Genomic DNA, 17,294 nt, shown 5'->3' on the forward strand with positions numbered 1-17,294 from the left:
GGCTCTCCTTGTCGTCGTTGGCCCTGCGTCAGAAGGCGAAGTCACTCGCTGGCAGTGCCATGAGGCAATCTGCACCGCCCAGCAGGGCTTCGCGGTGCGCGGTGGCGCGGGGCAGGACGCGTCGCCAGTAGAACTGCGCCGCGTGCAGCTTGGCCCGGTAGAAATCCGTTTCGGCACTGCCGCCAGCCAGCGCCGTCTCGGCGCGCACGGCTGCCTGCAGCCAAAACGCTGCGAGCAGCACATAGGCCGAGTAGGCCAGGAAGTCCACCGAGACCGCGCCCATTTCCTGAGGGTCACGCTGGCAAGCCTCGACTACATGGCCTGCCAGCGCACGCCATTCCTCCAGGCGCTGCCCGACCGCTGTCGCCATGGCATGCAGACCACCACCGACACCAGCCGCCTCGACATGCAGGGCCAGTTCATCGACCAGCAAGTTCAGCTCGGCCCCGCCGTCGCCCAGCAGCTTGCGGCGCACCAGGTCGAGAGCCTGGATGCCGTTGGTGCCTTCATAGAGCTGGGTGATGCGGCTGTCGCGCATCAACTGCTCCATGCCCCACTCGCGGATATAACCGTGTCCGCCATATAGCTGCACGCCAAGGCTGGCGACCTCCTGCCCGACATCGGTGAAAAACGCCTTGACGATCGGGATCAGCAGTGCAGCCCGCCGGGTTGCGCCCATGCGTGCCTGATCGCTAGCCGCTGCGTGCTCCAGGTCGAGCTGCCGGGCGGTATAGATGGCCAGCATTCGGCAGCCCTCGGTGAGGGTTTTCTGGGTCAGCAGCATGCGTCGCACATCCGGGTGGACGATGATCGGATCGGCCGGCCTGTCCGCCGCCGCCGGGCCGGTCAGCGCGCGCGATTGCAAGCGCTCGCGTGCATAGGCCAGCCCCCCCTGGAAGGCCGCTTCGGCAATGCCCAGCCCTTGCAGGCCGACTTGGAAACGGGCGTCGTTCATCATGGTAAACATGCACGCCAGGCCTTGGTTGGCCTCGCCTACCAGCCATCCCTGGGCACCGTCGAAATTCATCACGCAAGTCGAGGCGCCCTTGATGCCCATCTTGTGCTCCAGCGCGCCACAGCCCAACGCGTTGCGTTCGCCGCCCGGCAGCAGCTTGGGCACCAGGAACAGGCTGATGCCCCGCACCCCGGCCGGCGCATCGGGCAGGCGTGCAAGTACCAGATGAACGATATTGTCGGTCAGGTCCTGTTCGCCGCCACTGATGAAGATCTTGCTGCCTGTGATGCGATAGGAACCGTCGACCTGCGGCTGGGCACGGGTGCGCAGCAAGGCCAGGTCGGTGCCGGCCTGCGGCTCGGTGAGGCACATGGTGCCGGCCCACTCGCCACTGACCATGCGCGCCAGATAGGACTGCTGCAGCGCCGGGCTGCCATGACGATGCAAAGCCAGCACGGCACCTTCGGTGAGGCCGGAGTAGATGCGGAACGACAACGACGCGGCCATCAGCATTTCGTGGAAACTGGCCGAGGCCATTTGCGGCAGGCCCTGCCCGCCGTAAGCCTGCGGCCCGGTCATGCTGGCCCAGCCATGGGCCACGTATTGCCGGTAGGCGTCGCGGAAACCATCGGGCGTGATGACCTCCCCATCAGCCAGCTGGCAGCCCTGCTCGTCACTGTTGCGGTTGAGCGGAGCGACTACCTCGCCGGTAAAGCGCGCGGCCTCTTCCAGTATGCCGTCGAGTGTGTCGCGGTCCAGTTCGATACCCAGCTGCTGACAATGGGCGGCAACGTCGAACAGCTCGTGCAGCACGAAGCGCATGTCGCGCAAGGGAGCCTGGTAGTTCATGCCTGAACCTCCGCCTGCTGCTCGAAACGCTTGCCGTTGGCCACCAGCGTGCAGAGCAGAGCGGCCGGGCGCCAGTGCTCGCCCAGTACGCTTTGCAGGTATTCCAGCCGAGCCAGGACGAATGCTGCACCCTGGTCATCGGCCCAGCGCATCGGGCCACCTGTGGCCGCAGGGAAGCCATAGCCGTGGAGCCACACCCGGTCGATGTCGGCGCTGCTGGCAGCGATGCCTTCCTGCAGAATCTTCGCGCCCTCGTTGACCAGCGCCAGTAGGCAGCGCTCGACGATTTCCTCGGCGCTGATGCCCCGGCGTCGGTAACCCAGGTCGTTGGAAATCTTGAGCACCAGGGCGTCGACCTCGGGGTCATGCTCGGCCTGGCGGCTGCCAGGTGCATAACGGTAATAGCCCTTCCCTGTCTTCTGACCCAGCCGGCCCAGATCACACAGCGCATTATCCACTTGCACCAGTGGATCGTGCATGCCCTGCCTGGCCAGCTGGCGGGCACGCCATTCCAGGTCGATACCGACCACGTCGTACATGCGGAACGGGCCCATGGCAAAACCGAACTGTTGCAGCACCGCATCCACCTGGTGCGGCAGCGCGCCTTCGAGCAGCAACTTGCGCGCTTCGGCCACATAACTGCGCAGCATGCGGTTGCCGATGAAACCGGGGCAGTTGCCGGCCACTACCGCCACCTTGCCCAGGCGCTCGCCCAGCGCCAGGGCGGTATGGAGCACCGCCTGGTCGGTGTGCGCGCCGCGCACTATCTCGAGCAGCTTCATGACATGCGCGGGGCTGAAGAAATGCAGGCCCAGTACGTGCGACGGTCGCCGGGTCACCGCCGCGATCGCGTCGATGTCCAGCGCCGAGGTATTGCTGGCCAGGATCGCCTCCGGTTTGAGGTGCTGGTCCAGGGCCCGGAAGATTTCCTGTTTCAGTTCAAGGCTTTCATACACTGCCTCGATCACCAGATCGGCCTGGGCCAGCGCGGCGTAGCCATCCACCGCCTGCACTCGCGCCAGGCAGGCTTCGGCCTCGGCCTGGGTGACACGCTGCTTCTCCACCTGCTGGGTCAAGGCCTGGCTGACCATGCTCAGGCCAGCGTCCAGGGCTGATGCGTTGCTGTCGAGCCACAGCACCGACAGCCCGGCACTGGCGAGGCTGATGACAATGCCGCGGCCCATGGTACCTGCGCCTATCACGGCCACCTGGTTGATCGGAAAGGGGGTATTCACGCGCAACGCTCCTGCTTGTTGTAGGTATGAGGACAGGCATCACCCTAAGCAGGCCGCAGGTATTTTTGAAATTTCAATTTCGTATGCCATATATTCTGCCCATGAATATTTCCAACTTCGATCTGAACCTGCTGCGGGTCTTCGACATGTTGCTGCGCGAGCAGAACGTCTCACGGGCGGCTGAACGCCTGGCCCTGACCCAGCCCACTGTCAGCAACGCCCTGGCGCGGTTGCGCGACCAGCTGGGCGACCCGCTGCTGGTTCGTGTGGGCCGGCGCATGCGCCCTACGCCACGGGCGTTGGCGCTGGAAGGGCCGATTCGAGCGGCGCTGCAACAAATCGAGCAGACCCTGGCCACTGGCGATGCCTTCGAGCCACAGCGCAGCCACCGTCAGTTGCGCATCGCCCTCACCGACTTCGTCGAACAGTTGTGCATGCCACCGCTGCTGGCACGCCTGCAGGTACTGGCCCCGCACTTGCGCATCGATGTGGTGCACCTGGCTCCCAACCTGCCGGCCGAAGCGCTGGACCGCGGCGACCTCGACCTGGTACTGGGGCGCTTCGATGAGGTGCCGGCACGTTTCAGCCGCCGCCCCTGGAGGCGTGAAACCCTGCAAGTCGCGCTGCGCCAGAAGCATCCGCAACTGGCGCCGGACCAGGCACTGGATCTTCAGGCGTTTCTTGGTTTGCGGCACATCTGGGTACACGGTGGCCAGACCCGCGGCATGGTCGACCAATGGCTGGCCGAACAAGGCCTGACCCGGAAAATTGCCTACACCACCCCCAACTACCTTCAAGCAGCGCATCTGGCCGCCGCCACCGAGATGTGCGTGGTGCTGCCGCGGCAACTTGCGCAGCAGTTCGCCAAGTTGCTGCCCTTGGCGGTGCATGAACTGCCCTTCGCCCTGGAGCCGTTCGAGCTGGAACTGGTGCACCTGACCCATCGTCGGCACGACCCCGCCCTGGCCTGGCTGGTGGAGCAGATCATGGAGCTTCCGCCTGCCTGAGGCCATCAGCAAATGCGATGGCAACCATGCCGCTCTGGTATTGGCTGGTGCCCGAACCCGTCCCCTACAGTGGTCCGCCACCATAACAACAAGGACACACCATGCGCTTCCCACTGTCGATGCTGACGCTCGCCCTGCTGGCGCCCCTCCCGAGCCTGGCCACTACGGCGGCAAAGGATGCCACCCCGGCCACCCAGGCCAGCAACCAGCAATGGTTGCAACGCCTGCCTTTCGATGACCACGGGGATTTCGAAGCGGCCCGGCGCGGGCTGCTTGAACGCTTCGACGGGCCGGTCGCGACCGCCGATGGCAAGACTGTGTGGGACCTGGGTCAGTATCGTTTTCTCGACCCGACGCAGGCCCCGGCCACGGTAAACCCGAGCCTGTGGCGCATCGCCCAGCTGAACACCATCGCCGGCCTGTTCAAGGTCACCGAAGGCATCTACCAGATCCGCGGCCTGGACTTGGCCAACATGACCATCGTTGAAGGCCAGGACGGGCTGATCGTGCTCGATCCGCTGCTGGCCGTCGAAACCGCAAAGGCCGGCCTTGAACTGTATTTTCGGCACCGCCCGCGCAAGCCGGTGACCACGCTGATCTACACCCACCCGCACATCGACCATTTCGGCGGCGCGCGCGGGGTGATCGACGAGGCGGACGTAAAGGCCGGCAAGGTCCAGGTCATTGCACCCGAAGGCTTCTTCGAGCATGCCATCGGCGAAAACGTGCTGGCCGGCCCGGCCATGAAACGCCGCGCCCAGTACATGTACGGTGCCCCGCTGCCCCGCGGGCCACGCGGCCAAGTGGATGCCGGCCTGGGCAAAGGGGTGCCGGCCAACGCCACCGTCAGCCTGATAGCGCCGACGCTGGAAATCAGCCAGCCGCTGCAACGCATGACCCTCAGCGGCGTGGAGGTAGAGTTCCAGTTGACCCCTGGCACCGAAGCGCCAGCGGAGATGAACATCTACTTCCCTGGGCTCAAGGCTCTGTGCATGGCCGAGAATGCCACCCACGTGCAGCACAATGTTCTGACCCTGCGCGGTGCGCTGGTACGCGACCCGAAAGTCTGGGCGCACTACCTGGACCAATCGCTGTTGCGTTACGGCGACCAGGCCGAGGTAGTGTTCGCCCAGCATCACTGGCCGACCTGGGGCGGGCCGGCAATCCGCGAGTACCTGGCCGACCAGCGCGACATGTATGTCTTCATCGATAGCCAGACCTTGCGCCTGATCAACCAGGGCCAGACACCAATGGAAATCGCCCAGAGCCTGGCCAGCCTTCCGCCGCGCCTGGCAAGCAAGTGGTACAGCCGCGACTACTATGGCTCGCTAAGCCATAACGTACGTGCGGTCTACCAACGCTACATGGGCTTTTACGATGGCAACCCGGCCAACCTCGACCCACTGCCGCCGCAAGCTGCCGGCAAGCGCTACGTGGCGGCAATGGGTGGCGCCGATCAGGTGCTGGCCCAGGCACGCCAAGCCTTTGCCGAAGGTGACTACCGCTGGGTCGCGCAGCTGGTGAACCATCTGGTGTTCGCCGAACCGGGCAATACCGCAGCGCGCGAACTGCAGGCCGATGCGCTGGAACAGCTGGGTTACCAGAGCGAGAACGCTACCTGGCGCAACGCCTACCTCAGCGGCGCCCAGGAGCTGCGCGGTGGAATAGCCGCCGCCACCGGCAGTGGCGGCAATGCCGACGACATGGTGCGGGCACTGACCCCAAGCCTGTTCTTCGATTACCTTGGGGTACGGGTGGATGCCTTCAAGGCGGCGGAGAGCGACCTGAGCATCAACTGGCGCTTCACCGACCTGGGTGAAGACTACGCCCTGACCCTGCGCAACGGCGTGCTCACCCATCGCGACCTGACTCGTCACGCCCAGGCCGATGTGCAGGTGAGCATGAGCAAACAGACATTGGACCGTATTGCCCTGAAGCAGACCGGGTTCCTCAAGGAGGCCACGCTGGGCGAGATCTCCATCGAAGGTGAACGGGTGAAATTCCTGCGTTTCATGGGCGGCCTAGAGAACGCCGATTCCCGTTTCAACATCGTGACCCCCTGAGCGCCGGCATCTTCGCCGGCAAGCCCGCTCTCACAGGTACCGCAATGGCGTCTGGATTCACATCGTATCTGTGGGAGGGGTTTCAGCCCCCGTTCGCCAACCGGTACAACCCTGCCAGCGCCATCAGGCACACCGCGCTACCCAGTGCCATTACCGGCAGAATCGCAGGCTGACCGCGCTCGGCCCGCAACATCGCCAGCCCCTCGCTGTAGCGCCGCCCCTGGCGGGTCAACAGCGTCAGCGTTGCGAAGCCGACTACTGCCGCCAGCGCCAGGTCGCCCTGTCGCAAAGCCAACCCCGCGACCGCCACCAGCGCCAACCAGGTACGCCGCCAAGCCAGTTCGGTGCGTTCGGCCTGCAAGCCCGGATCAGGCATGCCAGCGCGGCCACAACACGACAGCGGCCATCAACGCCGCGATCAGGCAACCCAGGGCCAACAGCGGCACCAGCGCCGGCAGCGGCAATGGCCGGAGCTGACGCAAGGCACGCTCCACTCGCAGCCAGCGCAGGCAGGCGCCAGCGCTCAGCAACATGCTCAGCAACATCAGGCTGCCGACAAGCCAGAGCCGAAGCGGCGCCTGCAGGGCCTGGCCGGCAAAGGTCTCGATGGCAATGCCACCTCCCAGCAACGCCAGCGCGGTACGGATCCAGGCCAGGAACGTGCGCTCGTTGGCCAAGGTGAAGCGAGGGTCGGGCGCCTCGCCCTGCCCCAGCAGACGCCGAGCCCAGTCCGGCCGTGGTTCAAAGGCGTCCATCAGCGCACGCCAAAGCTGCGCAGGGCGCCAGGAGAAAAATACGAAAGGCTGGTGCGAACATTGAAGTCGAACGGGCGACGTTGCTGGTTGATCAGCCCCGACGCATGGTAGCGGCCACTCTTGAGGTCATAGGTGACCTCCATTGCGTTGACCGCCACCTCGCCGCCTGGGTGGTAGAAGCTGTGGGCCTGTGATGTACGCCACAGATGGCCGCCAGCATCGTAGCTGTCGGTTTCGAGAATGGCCCAGGTGTCTTCGTCCACATAGAAGCGTCGCTTGGCGTAGATGTGCTGTGCGCCGGGCTTCAGCGTCGCCTCCACCACCCACACCCGGTGCAGCTCGTAGCGTGTGGGCGCCGGATTGACATGACCAGGCCTGATCAGCTCGGCATAGCGCAGCTCGGGCGATGCCAGGCGGTAGCTGTTGTACGGCACGTGCAGGGCCTGCTTGCCCAGCAGCTTCCACTGGTAACGGTCGGGGGCGCCATTGAACATGTCGCGGCTGTCGGCAGTACGCAGGCCTGCGGTGCCTGGCCCCGTGGTGTCGTAGGCGATGTTCGGCGCGCGCCGCACACGCCGCTGACTGGCACTGTAGACCCAGGACAAGCGGGGCTCGGCTACCTGGTCAAGGGTTTCGTGAACCACCATGGCATCACCGGCAAGCCGTGATGGTGCCGTCATGCGGTAGGTGAAGTAATACAACACATTGCTTGCACCCAGCCCACCCAGGCCTTCCGGGCGGGCTACATCCTGGCGCGCGCTCATCAGCACGAAGCGGCCGTTCTTGAACGGTGTGACGCTGTCGGACATCTGAATGTAACTGGCATTGCGGTGCCGGGTCAGATGGTTCCAGATCACTTCCAGCCCGTTGTCCGGCCGGGGAAACGCAATCACTCCATTGAACCCGCGCAGGCCGTTGCCCTGGTCATCCAGCTGCGCCTGCGCTGCATTGCGGGCGGCCGAGGCGGCGACGCCGGCAGGCACCGCGACACTGCGATGGGTGGGGTAGACCGGCAGTTCGAAGGTGTGCGGGAAGCGCTTGAGCAAGGCTACCTGGCCGTCGGAAAGCTGGCCCTGGTAACGCCGATAGTTGGCCGCCGTGATCCGGTACAGCGGCTGCTCGGCGGCATACGGATCCAGCGGCGTGCCGTTGTCACCCAGGCGCTGCTGGGCGACGCTCAACCCGCCTTGCCAGGCCGGGATACGGCCGTCCGGGCTGGCCGCGCGTTCGGCGCCCACAGGGGTCAGGTTGTCTGGCAGGCCTGTCGCAGCCAGCGCGCCGCTGGCCCAGAACAGGCCGATCATCACCATTCGCATATTCATCATCATGCCCTCAGAAGGTGACGCCCAGGCTCAGCGAGACAAAGTCCCGGTCACCACGGGTGCCATAGTCGCCATCGATAAAGTCGGTGTACGACAGGCTCAGGCTGTAGGTACTGGCAAGCGTCGCATCCAGCCCGACGCTCATGGCCTTGGAGCCTTCGCTGAAAGCCGAGCCTTCCACCGGGCCTGTACCGTGCACATCGTGTGACCAGGACAGGTTCGGCCGCAGGTCGAAGCCGGCGATCACGTTGGGGTAGGTCAAGGTCGCGCGTAACCGGTAGCCCCAGGAGAACGGGGTCATGAAGCCTTGGTCGTTACAGTGCTCTGGCGTCTTGGAAATCGCCCGGCAGACGCTGTTGTCCGCCAGCTCGCCACTGTTGAAGGTACCCGAGCGGCCGTAACGCGGGCCTCCGCCGCCCTCCAGCCCGCCGACGTAGGTGGCCCCGGCCTCGCCCACCAGTAGCATCTGGTTGGCCCCCAGCACCTGACTGAAGGCATGTACGGCGGTCACCTGAAGCTGGGTCACCTCCTTGCGCCGGTAGCCGTCGAACAGGGTGCTGGCGCTTTCTGGCCGCAGCCCGTCGCCCAGCAAAGGCGAACGCCCCTCGACGTTGAGCAGCGACTGGATGATGTCGGTACCGTTGAGTTGCATGGGCATATTCGGCCGGTAACTCAGCTCACCCTGCAGGGCCGTACCGCTGCGCAGGGTGGTGGCGAACGACAACCCGTACATGCGGATGTCCTCGGGGTACTGCACACGGTACTGGGAGGTACCCAGGCGCAATGCACCGACCAGCGACTGACCGGCAGCGGAGCCGAGGAACCCGGCGCAACCGGCCGGGCCGATACCCAGGTTGGCGCACAACTGGGGGGCGAAGCGGCTGTTGTCGAAATAAGGGCTGCTGACCGTCCCCAGATAAGGCGTGCGGCTGTGATAGTTGGCTGCGTAGGCACCGAACTCGGTATCCAGCGCCGCCACGTACCAGCGCAACGACACACCCCACTGCCCGCCGTCGCGGGCATCCTGGTCACTGCCCCGGGGTATGCGCACGCCTTCGCTGGTCAGGTTCACGCCAAACGGTGCAAGGCCGGCCACGGCAGCCGGGTTGCCAAGCAACCTGGCTCCCACGTCCAGGCCATCGCAACCATCGGGCAGGAAGTCGTTGTTGGAGAAGAACGTGCCACAGTTGTCGAGCTGGGTCTGGTCCCAGTCCAACTGGTAGAAGCCATCGACCGACAACGCCTCGGTCAGGTTCTGCGTGAAGTAGAACAGGTTCACCGGCACCAGCGCGTCCTTCACCTCGGAACCTGGGCGGCGCAGCGCCGCCAGGTTGAAGGGATTGATGACGTTCAGCCCGCCCTGGATGAAGGTGCTCTCGCCCCAGTTCACTACCTGCTTGCCCAGCCTTGCCGAGCCTGGCTGGCCATCGATGTCGTAGAGGTAGTAGCCAAAGGCGTCGAGCAGCTGGGTACCTGCGGTCTTGGCCGAGCGCTTGCGGTTGTTGTCCTCGACCTGCTTGAAGCGCTGGTCATGGTCGCGCAGCGCCGTGTCGTACCAGTAGGTGCCACGCAGGAACACACCCAGGTTGGCATGTTTGAGCTCCAGATCATGGGTACCTTTGAACACTGCCGAAAATACATCACCCGAGGCAAAGTTCAGGCGGCCGTCATCACTGTTTGCACTATTGTGCAAAGCCGGGTCCGGGTTGGCAGTGGAAATGCTGGTGCCAAACGAAAACGCTGAATCAAACTGTCCTTCAAACTCTCCCAGATTAAATTGAACAGCCAGGACAGGCACAGAAAAAAGTGCAGACGACGCAAGCAGCGACAATGGTCCCGAAAGACCAGAAGCACGAAATGCCATCACTCTTAACCTCTTATTGTGTTTATTCGAGAGTGAGTTGCGAGTTAGCGCCGAAACACGGCGCAAAGGCTTGTGTAAAAGGGGCTGGGTAAATAAGTGAAAGTTTCTGTTATCCTCGATCCGGTGTTCCCCGATACTAAGTAGGCCACTAGAGCTGAACAAATAACGTCTCTCGATAGTTGCCATACCACTTCGGCATAGCCTGAGAATTGCCATGACTTTGAAACAGCTGCGTTACCTGATTGCCATTGTCGAAGCCGGCAGCTTCTCCAACGCCGCGCGCCACGCGTTCATTGCCCAGCCAGCATTGAGCCGTCAGATAGGACTGCTGGAAAGCGAGCTGGAAATGCAGTTGCTGGCGCGCCAGCATGACGGCATCGAGCTGACCGATGCAGGGCGCCAGCTGTACGAAGTGGCACGCTCGGTGATACAGAAGCTTGATTCGGTCAAGGACGAACTCAAATCCAGCCGCGGCAACCCCAAGGGCCACGTGGCCATCTCGATTCCGGCCACGGCTTCGGCGCTGTTGTTGCCAGCCATCATCACCCAGGCGCAGGCGCGCTTTCCTGGTATCAAGCTCACCGTATGGGACGGCCTTAGCCGCGAAGGCGGCCAGGCGATCGAGCTGGGCAAGGTGGATTTCGGTGTGGTGCCCAATGCGGAGGAGCTGGCGCACATTGTCGCCGAGCCCGTGTTCTCCGAAGACCTGTACTGGGTCGGCCTGCCTGCGCATGGTCCGGACGACTCACCGATCACCCTGGCCGAGGCCGCGTCGAGCCGGCTGGTAATGCCGCCGCGCAGCCTGCACCTGCGCAGGCGCATCGAGCAGGCGGCCATGGAAACCGGCGTAGCCCTGGATTCAAGCTATGAACAGCAGTCTGCGCCCGGCATAGCCAGCCTGGTACGCGCCGGCCTGGCGGCGACCATCAGCAACTGGCCGCCATTGCTGGACCTGGCCGCCCCGGCCAGCGCGCGGCTGATCGTGGAGCCGCGCATCACTCGTACGATTGCCCTGGCCCATTCGCAACACAAGCCATTGTCGTTCGCCGCCGCCTGCATGCGCGACCTGGTGCGCGGGCTGCTCGTGGATGCGGTGCGCAGCGAGCGCTGGAAAGGCACCCTGATAGAGCGTGCCCCCCTCCCCCAGCAGAGCCTCTGAACGCAGCGCAGGTCAGGCCCGGGCCAGCGCAGCCGTGCCCACCTGAAGCAGCCGTTGGCGGGTTTTCTGAGGGTCCATCCATACCAACCCTGTCAACCCGGCAATGACCAGCACCGCCCCGCATACCAGGAAGCCCTGGCCATACCCTGCCGGGTGGTCGGCTCCGGCGCCCTGCACCAGAAACCCCGTGACTACGGGTGCCGCCAGCCCGGCCAGCGAAGCGATACCATTGCCGATAGCCAGGATGCCGCCACGCTGCCCGCTGGGCGTGAACTCCGCCAGCATGGCTGGCCCCACCGAGTACATGACCAGCGCCAGCCCGCCACTGAAAGTCAGGCTGATGATTCGCTCGACATTCCCCAGGCCCGGCAGGAACAATGCCGCCGACAACAACCCGCTGGCAATCAGGCACAGGGACACGAAGGCTCCGCGCGACCAGCGTGTCGCCACCCCGGCGCGCATCATGCGCTGCGACAGCCAGGCCATGAACAGGCTCAGCGGCGTGGTCACCACCACGAAAAGCACGAACACCCGACCGGTCATGATCGGGTCGATGCCCAACCCGGTTTCCAGATAACTCGGCACCCACGTCAAGGTCAGGGCCAGCGACCAATTGGCGGCGAAGTGGCACAGGTAATTGCCCAGCACGGTGCGGTCGCCGAGCAGACGGCGGTAGGCGATGTGCGCCTGTTCTTCCCTGGGCTGGCCGGGGCGGCTGCGGTCAAGAGTACCCTCGCGCCCCAATGCCCACCACAGCACGCACCACGCCGCACCGATCAAGGCCAGCACGATGAAGTTCATGCGCCAGCCATAGTGCACGCTGATCCATGGAATCATTGCGCCTGCCACCAGCAGCCCAAGTGCACTACCGGTATGCAACAGCGCCACCGGCAGGTTGCGCCGGTCGTTGGGGAACCACTTGTACAAGGCATGGGTTGCCACCGGTGACGCCGGCCCTTCGCCGATGCCCAGCAGCACCCGGCAAGCGACAATAGCCCACAGGGAGGTGACGAACAGCATGGGCAACTGGATCAGCGCCCAGAACGCGCCCATGCCCAACAGCAGGGTGCGGGTCGGCCGGCGGTTGGCCATGAAGCCACCGACCACTGCAGAGATGGCGAAGAACCAGTGCAGCGCGCCGCCCACCAGGCCGAACTCGGCCGGGGACAAACCCAGTTCCCTGGACATGGGTACCGCTACAAGGCCGATGACCACCTTGTCCAGGAAGTTCACCAGCATAAGCAGTGCCAGCAGTACCGCTATCATCCAGGCCGTGCCTGCACGCGCGCGGGAGTCAGTATGAGTCATGTCGATCTCTCTTATTGTTCTTGTGGGAGAGCCCGGCCACTCGAGGCCGGGCGTGCAGTTTTACTGCTCGGGCATGAGCACGCCCTTGGCAATGGTGTTGCGCTGGATTTCGCTGGTCCCGGTAAGAATGCGCATCATACGGGTCGCACGGAAGATCCACTCCACCGGGTTGCCCCGCAACAGCCCGGCACCCCCATGAATCTGCACCGCGCGGTCGGCGATACGGAAGGCCGTTTCCGATACGAACAGCTTGCACATCGGCGCCTGGGTGCGGATATCGCCACCGGCGTCATTCACCGCGGCAGTGGCATAGACCATGCTGCGTGCCGCATGCAGTTCGGTGGCCATGTCGGCGATCATGTGATTGATCGACTGGAACATCGCGATCGGCTGGCCAAACTGCTTGCGAGTGCGGGCGTAGTCGACCGTCAGGTTCAGCGCCAGGCCCGCCATGCCCAGCATGGTTGGGCAATGCAGCAGACGATTGAGAGTGATGCGCCCCATTGCCAGCTTGAAGCCCTGCCCCTCCTCGCCAATGCGGTTGGCCACCGGCACTCGTACCTCATCGAGAAGGATGTCGCCATGGGCGCCGCCACCGGACATGACCGAGTAATCGCTTTCCACCCGCACGCCCGGCGCATCCAGCTCGACAAAGAATGCCGAGATCCCCTGGGCGCCACGCCCGGGGCCGGTGACCGCGAGCAGTATTGCGATATCGGCATAAGGCGCCCCGGAAATGTAGCGCTTGGCCCCGCTCAGCACGTAATGCTCGCCGTCGCGCCGAGCGGTAGTCCTGATCGCCGTGGCATCGGACCCGGCTTCACTTTCGGTCAGCGCGAAGCACACGGCCTTTTCGGCTCGGCACACCGGCTGCAGGAAAGCCTCGACCTGGGCCGGGCTGGCCACCTTGAACAGGTGGCCGATACGCGGCGGCCCGGAAAGCTCGCCGAGAATGTGCGGCGCCAGCATAGAGCCCGTCAGCACCGTGGCCTCCTTCACCGCACACAGGTCGGACACGCTCAATCCTGCACCACCAATCGTTTCGGGCAGCATGATGTTGTAGAAGCCCTGCTCGCACGAGCGTTGCCACACCTGCTGCAGCACCTCACGCGGGTGCGGTTCGGCCCAGCTGAGGCCGGCGCGTTGCTCCAGGGGCAGGATTTCGTTGCGAACGAAGCCGCCGATGGCCTCGATGATCTGTTTGGCCTTTTCGCTTGGCTGGTACATGGCAATTCCTCAAGTCAGATGCGGCGTTCGCTGTTTTGCCAGTAGGCGTCTCGAATCAGGCGGCGCACCACCTTGCCGTTGGGGTTCTTCGGCAGCTCGCTGACGAAGTCCACACCGCGCGGTTTCTTGAACCCGGCAAGAGCCTGGGCGCAATGCTCGATCACCTCGTGCTCCTGCAGCTGCATGCCAGGCTTGAGCACGATCACTGCCCGCACCGCTTCGCCCCACAGTTCGTCGGGCACGCCTACCACGGCAGCCTCGAACACTTGCGGCAAGCTGTAGAGCACCTGCTCGACTTCGCTGGGGTAGATGTTGAAGCCACCGGAAATGATCATTTCCTTCTTGCGGTCGACGATGAACACGTAGCCCTGCTGGTCCACCGTGGCCAGGTCGCCGGTGAGGTAGTAGCCATCACGCATAACCTCGGCGGTGAGATGCGGTGCGCGCCAGTAGCCCTGCATGATGTCCGGTCCCTTGACCACGATCTCGCCCACCTCGCCTGGCTGGACATCGCGGAAATCGTCGTTCACCACACGCAGGTCGGTCTCGAAGTAGCATCGTCCGCACGAGGCCAGCCGGCGGTAGTCGCCGCCTTCGCACAGGTGGTCCTGCTCGGTCAGCACCGTCACCAGCGAGCAGGTTTCGCCAGCGCCGTAGCCCTGGGCCAGAATCGGCCCGAACACTTCGATAGCCCGCTTGACCAGCGCTGGCGCCATTGGCGCTGCGCCATACATCACCAGGCGCAGGCTGCTCAGGTCATAGCGCTCGACCCCGGGAAAATTGACCAGACGGTTGATCATGGCCGGCACCAGGAACAACCGGGTCACGCCCTCGCGCTGGATGGTCTCGAGCAGCAACTGGTCATCGTAGCGTTCCAGCAACAGGCTGCAGGCACCCACCGCCAGAAGCGGCATCAGCTGCATGCCGCTGGCATGGGTGATGGGGCCGACATGGGCCATGATGTCGCCTGGGCCGGCACGCCGGGTGGGGCTGGCGATGCTCTTGCGGATCAGCGCCTTGCGGTTGCCGACGCTGAGCATTGCTGCCTTGAGCACACCGGAACTGCCCGAGGTGTAGTGCAATACGGCCAGTGCATCGTCAGGCAGATCGCAACTGACCGGCTGGCTGCTGCCTTGGGCCAGCAGTGCGCCGTAGCCGATATCGCCGCCCTGCTCGCCAAGGGTAACGATCAGGCGTAGCGCAGGCACCTCCTGCCTGCGCGCCAGCAAGGCCTCGGCAGCTTGCGGGTCGGCGATCAGCGCGACGCTGCAGGCGTCATTCAGTACCTGGATCACTTCATCCAGCGCCAGGCGTGCATTGACCGGGACCTTGACCAGGCCGGCCTTGTAGAAAGCCACCTCAGCCTCCACCAGCTCGACCCGGTTGGGAGCCAGGATCGCGACATGTTCGCCGCTGGTGATGCCATGGGCCAACAAGGCCGAGGCCAACTGATTGGTCCGCTGTTCAAGCTGCGCGAAGGTGAGGCGAGTGTGGCGGTCGATCACCGCCAAGCGCTCAGGCCAGTATCTTGCACTTCGACTGGTTAGGGTTGCGAGGTTCACGTTGTTGTTCTCGTCGCGGTTTAAGACCCGGTCGATGCTAAACAGCGTGCGGTCGCAGCAAGTAATACCAGTTACGTATGCGGGCCATAACGGATTGCACTGGACCACATCGGATGAGCGGCAGTGGTGATGACACATCGCTTGCAAATGACACTTTGTGTCATTAATATCGATTTTGTGTTCTGATAGCGCTTCGCGCCAATCAGCCTTTATAGGCCCTTCATGCAGGTACAGCCCATGACGACCACCATGCACACCCCCAAGGATCAGCTCGTCAAACTCGCCCAGCAGCAGATGCTGACAGCGCTGGCCGACAACACCTACACTCCTCGCCAGAAACTCGCCCTTACCTGCCGCATCCTGTTCGACGGTGGCCACGATTCGGGCCTGGCCGGGCAGATCACCGCCCGCGCCGAGCAGCCTGGCACCTACTACACGCAACAACTCGGCCTGGGCTTCGACGAGATCGCCGCTTCCAACCTGCTGGTGGTCGACGAAGACCTCACCGTGCTGCAAGGCCGCGGCATGGCCAACCCGGCCAACCGCTTCCATAGCTGGCTGTACCGCGCACGCCCCGATGTCAACTGCATCATCCACACCCACCCACTGCACAGCGCCGCCCTGTCGATGCTGGAAGTGCCACTGGCGATCTCGCACATGGACCTGTGCCCGCTGTTCGACGACTGCGCGTTCCTCAAGGAATGGCCTGGCGTACCAGTGGGCAACGAAGAAGGTGAAATCATCTCCAGGGCGATCGGCGACAAGCGCGCGATCCTGCTTTCCCACCACGGTTTGCTGATCGCCGGCCGCTCGATCGAGGAAGCCTGCGTCCTTGCCATGCTGTTCGAGCGCGCGGCAAAGATGCAGCTGCTGGCCATGGGCGCCGGTGAAATTCGCCCCATCCCGGATGCCCTGGGCAAGGAAGCCCACGACTGGATCTCCACCCCCAAACGTCATGGTGCCGCGTTCAGCTATTACGCGCGCCGTGCCTTGCGTGCCCATGGCGACTGCCTGGGCTGACTGAAGCTGTACTCTTTCCCCAACAACGGCAAAGGTGCCTGGTTATGTCTACACCTGTAATTCGCGGCGTTATCGGCTACACCATCACTCCCTTCACGGCAGACGGCGCGCTCGACCTGGATGCCCTGGGCCTGTCCATCGACCGCCTGATAGAAGACGGCGTGCACGCCATCGCACCGCTGGGTAGCACCGGCGAAGGCGCCTACCTGTCCGACAGCGAATGGGAAACGGTGGTGCGCTTCAGCCAGGCACGCATCGCCGGCCGCGTGCCCAGCGTGGTCAGCGTCTCCGACCTGACTACCGCACGCACCGTGCAGCGCGCCCGCCTGGCACAGGCCTGCGGCGCCACGGCGGTGATGGTGCTGCCCATCTCCTACTGGAAGCTCACCGAAGCCGAAGTGGTCGCCCACTACAAGGCGGTGGGCGCGGCCATCGACATTCCGATCATGCTCTACAACAACCCGGGCACCAGCGGCACCGACCTGTCGGTGGAGCTGATCCTGCGCATCCTCGGCGAAGTGCCCAATGTGACCATGGTCAAGGAAAGCACCGGCGACATCCAGCGCATGCACCGCCTGTTCAAGGCCACCGATGGCCAGGTGGCCTTCTACAACGGTTGCAACCCGCTCACCCTGGAAGCCCTGGTGGCCGGCGCCACCGGCTGGTGCACCGCCGCGCCCAACCTGATCCCGGCGCTGAACCTGGCGCTGTGGGACGCGGTGCAGCAAGGCAACCTGGCCGAAGCTCGCGCGCTGTTCTACCGCCAGTACGAACTGCTGGAATACATCACCCGCCGTGGCCTGCCCACCACCATCAAGGCCGGTTTGAAGATGCTCGGCCAGGATGTCGGCGCTCCACGCCTGCCCCTGCAGCCGCTGGATGCGCAAGGCAGCGACTACCTGAAGAGCATGCTGGTAGAACTGGCCGACTGACCGTGACAACTGCCCGGCGGCGTCTTGCTGCCGGGC

General features: G+C 64.2%; 14 protein-coding genes. 5 read left to right on the forward strand and 9 right to left on the reverse strand.

The window, feature by feature from the left end; translation table 11 throughout:
• Nucleotides 1-28: 28 nt before the first annotated feature.
• Together WM94_RS24370 and WM94_RS24375 are read right to left on the reverse strand one after the other, a co-directional pair.
• A complete protein-coding gene (locus tag WM94_RS24370; RefSeq protein WP_039614520.1) occupies nt 29-1,804 on the reverse strand; it encodes an acyl-CoA dehydrogenase C-terminal domain-containing protein in 1,776 nt (591 codons plus the stop codon).
• Entirely contained in the window at nt 1,801-3,039 is a 1,239-nt protein-coding gene (locus WM94_RS24375; protein WP_061552306.1) for a 3-hydroxyacyl-CoA dehydrogenase, read from the reverse strand. The genes WM94_RS24370 and WM94_RS24375 overlap by 4 nt, the downstream gene beginning before the upstream one ends.
• An 83-nt stretch (nt 3,040-3,122) precedes the next feature.
• Between WM94_RS24375 and WM94_RS24380 the strand changes: the two genes are divergently transcribed.
• Nucleotides 3,123-4,046 (forward strand): LysR family transcriptional regulator, encoded by a 924-nt coding sequence (locus tag WM94_RS24380; RefSeq protein WP_061552307.1) that lies wholly within the window; start codon nt 3,123-3,125, stop codon nt 4,044-4,046.
• 101 nt (nt 4,047-4,147) lie between these two features.
• Nucleotides 4,148-6,109, forward strand: coding sequence for an alkyl/aryl-sulfatase (locus WM94_RS24385; protein ID WP_061552308.1), 1,962 nt, complete (start codon nt 4,148-4,150; stop codon nt 6,107-6,109).
• Between the two features lie 82 nt (nt 6,110-6,191).
• Here the strand turns inward: WM94_RS24385 and WM94_RS24390 are convergent, their stop codons facing one another.
• The 4 genes from WM94_RS24390 to WM94_RS24405 are packed head-to-tail and all read right to left on the reverse strand — an operon-like array spanning nt 6,192 to nt 10,050.
• Nucleotides 6,192-6,485: a DUF202 domain-containing protein gene (locus WM94_RS24390; RefSeq protein ID WP_039614524.1), complete on the reverse strand. Its 294-nt coding sequence runs from the start codon at nt 6,483-6,485 to the stop codon at nt 6,192-6,194.
• On the reverse strand, nt 6,478-6,864 hold the full coding sequence (locus WM94_RS24395; RefSeq protein WP_061305941.1) for a YidH family protein: 387 nt from the start codon (nt 6,862-6,864) through the stop codon (nt 6,478-6,480). Before WM94_RS24395 ends, WM94_RS24390 begins: the two co-directional genes overlap by 8 nt.
• Nucleotides 6,864-8,174, reverse strand: a complete 1,311-nt coding sequence (locus WM94_RS24400; RefSeq protein WP_082810638.1) for a DUF1329 domain-containing protein — start codon at nt 8,172-8,174, stop codon at nt 6,864-6,866. The genes WM94_RS24395 and WM94_RS24400 overlap by 1 nt, the downstream gene beginning before the upstream one ends.
• A 22-nt stretch (nt 8,175-8,196) precedes the next feature.
• Nucleotides 8,197-10,050 carry a DUF1302 domain-containing protein gene (locus WM94_RS24405; protein WP_061552310.1) on the reverse strand — a complete coding sequence of 618 codons (1,854 nt, stop codon included), beginning with the start codon at nt 10,048-10,050 and terminating at the stop codon, nt 8,197-8,199.
• Between the two features lie 214 nt (nt 10,051-10,264).
• Between WM94_RS24405 and WM94_RS24410 the strand changes: the two genes are divergently transcribed.
• Complete coding sequence (locus WM94_RS24410; protein ID WP_023663061.1) at nt 10,265-11,209, forward strand: LysR family transcriptional regulator; 945 nt, start codon at nt 10,265-10,267, stop codon at nt 11,207-11,209.
• A 12-nt stretch (nt 11,210-11,221) separates the two neighbouring features.
• On the opposite strand, the gene WM94_RS24415 is transcribed toward WM94_RS24410, so the two are convergent.
• The 3 genes from WM94_RS24415 to WM94_RS24425 all read right to left on the reverse strand — a co-directional run bounded on the left by WM94_RS24415 (nt 11,222) and on the right by WM94_RS24425 (nt 15,306).
• Nucleotides 11,222-12,475: an MFS transporter gene (locus tag WM94_RS24415; RefSeq protein ID WP_039614528.1), complete on the reverse strand. Its 1,254-nt coding sequence runs from the start codon at nt 12,473-12,475 to the stop codon at nt 11,222-11,224.
• A gap of 102 nt (nt 12,476-12,577) precedes the next feature.
• On the reverse strand, nt 12,578-13,744 hold the full coding sequence (locus WM94_RS24420) for an acyl-CoA dehydrogenase family protein (RefSeq protein ID WP_039614529.1): 1,167 nt from the start codon (nt 13,742-13,744) through the stop codon (nt 12,578-12,580).
• 14 nt (nt 13,745-13,758) lie between these two features.
• Nucleotides 13,759-15,306: an AMP-binding protein gene (locus tag WM94_RS24425; protein ID WP_061552311.1), complete on the reverse strand. Its 1,548-nt coding sequence runs from the start codon at nt 15,304-15,306 to the stop codon at nt 13,759-13,761.
• 237 nt (nt 15,307-15,543) lie between these two features.
• Here WM94_RS24425 and WM94_RS24430 point away from each other — a divergent pair, with 237 nt between their 5' ends.
• Entirely contained in the window at nt 15,544-16,326 is a 783-nt protein-coding gene (locus tag WM94_RS24430; protein ID WP_061552312.1) for an aldolase, read from the forward strand.
• 44 nt (nt 16,327-16,370) lie between these two features.
• Nucleotides 16,371-17,258, forward strand: coding sequence for a dihydrodipicolinate synthase family protein (locus WM94_RS24435; RefSeq protein ID WP_061552313.1), 888 nt, complete (start codon nt 16,371-16,373; stop codon nt 17,256-17,258).
• Nucleotides 17,259-17,294 lie beyond the last annotated feature (36 nt).

The sequence above is a fragment of the Pseudomonas sp. ABFPK genome, assembly GCF_001586765.1.
Lineage (GTDB): Bacteria > Pseudomonadota > Gammaproteobacteria > Pseudomonadales > Pseudomonadaceae > Aquipseudomonas > Aquipseudomonas asiatica.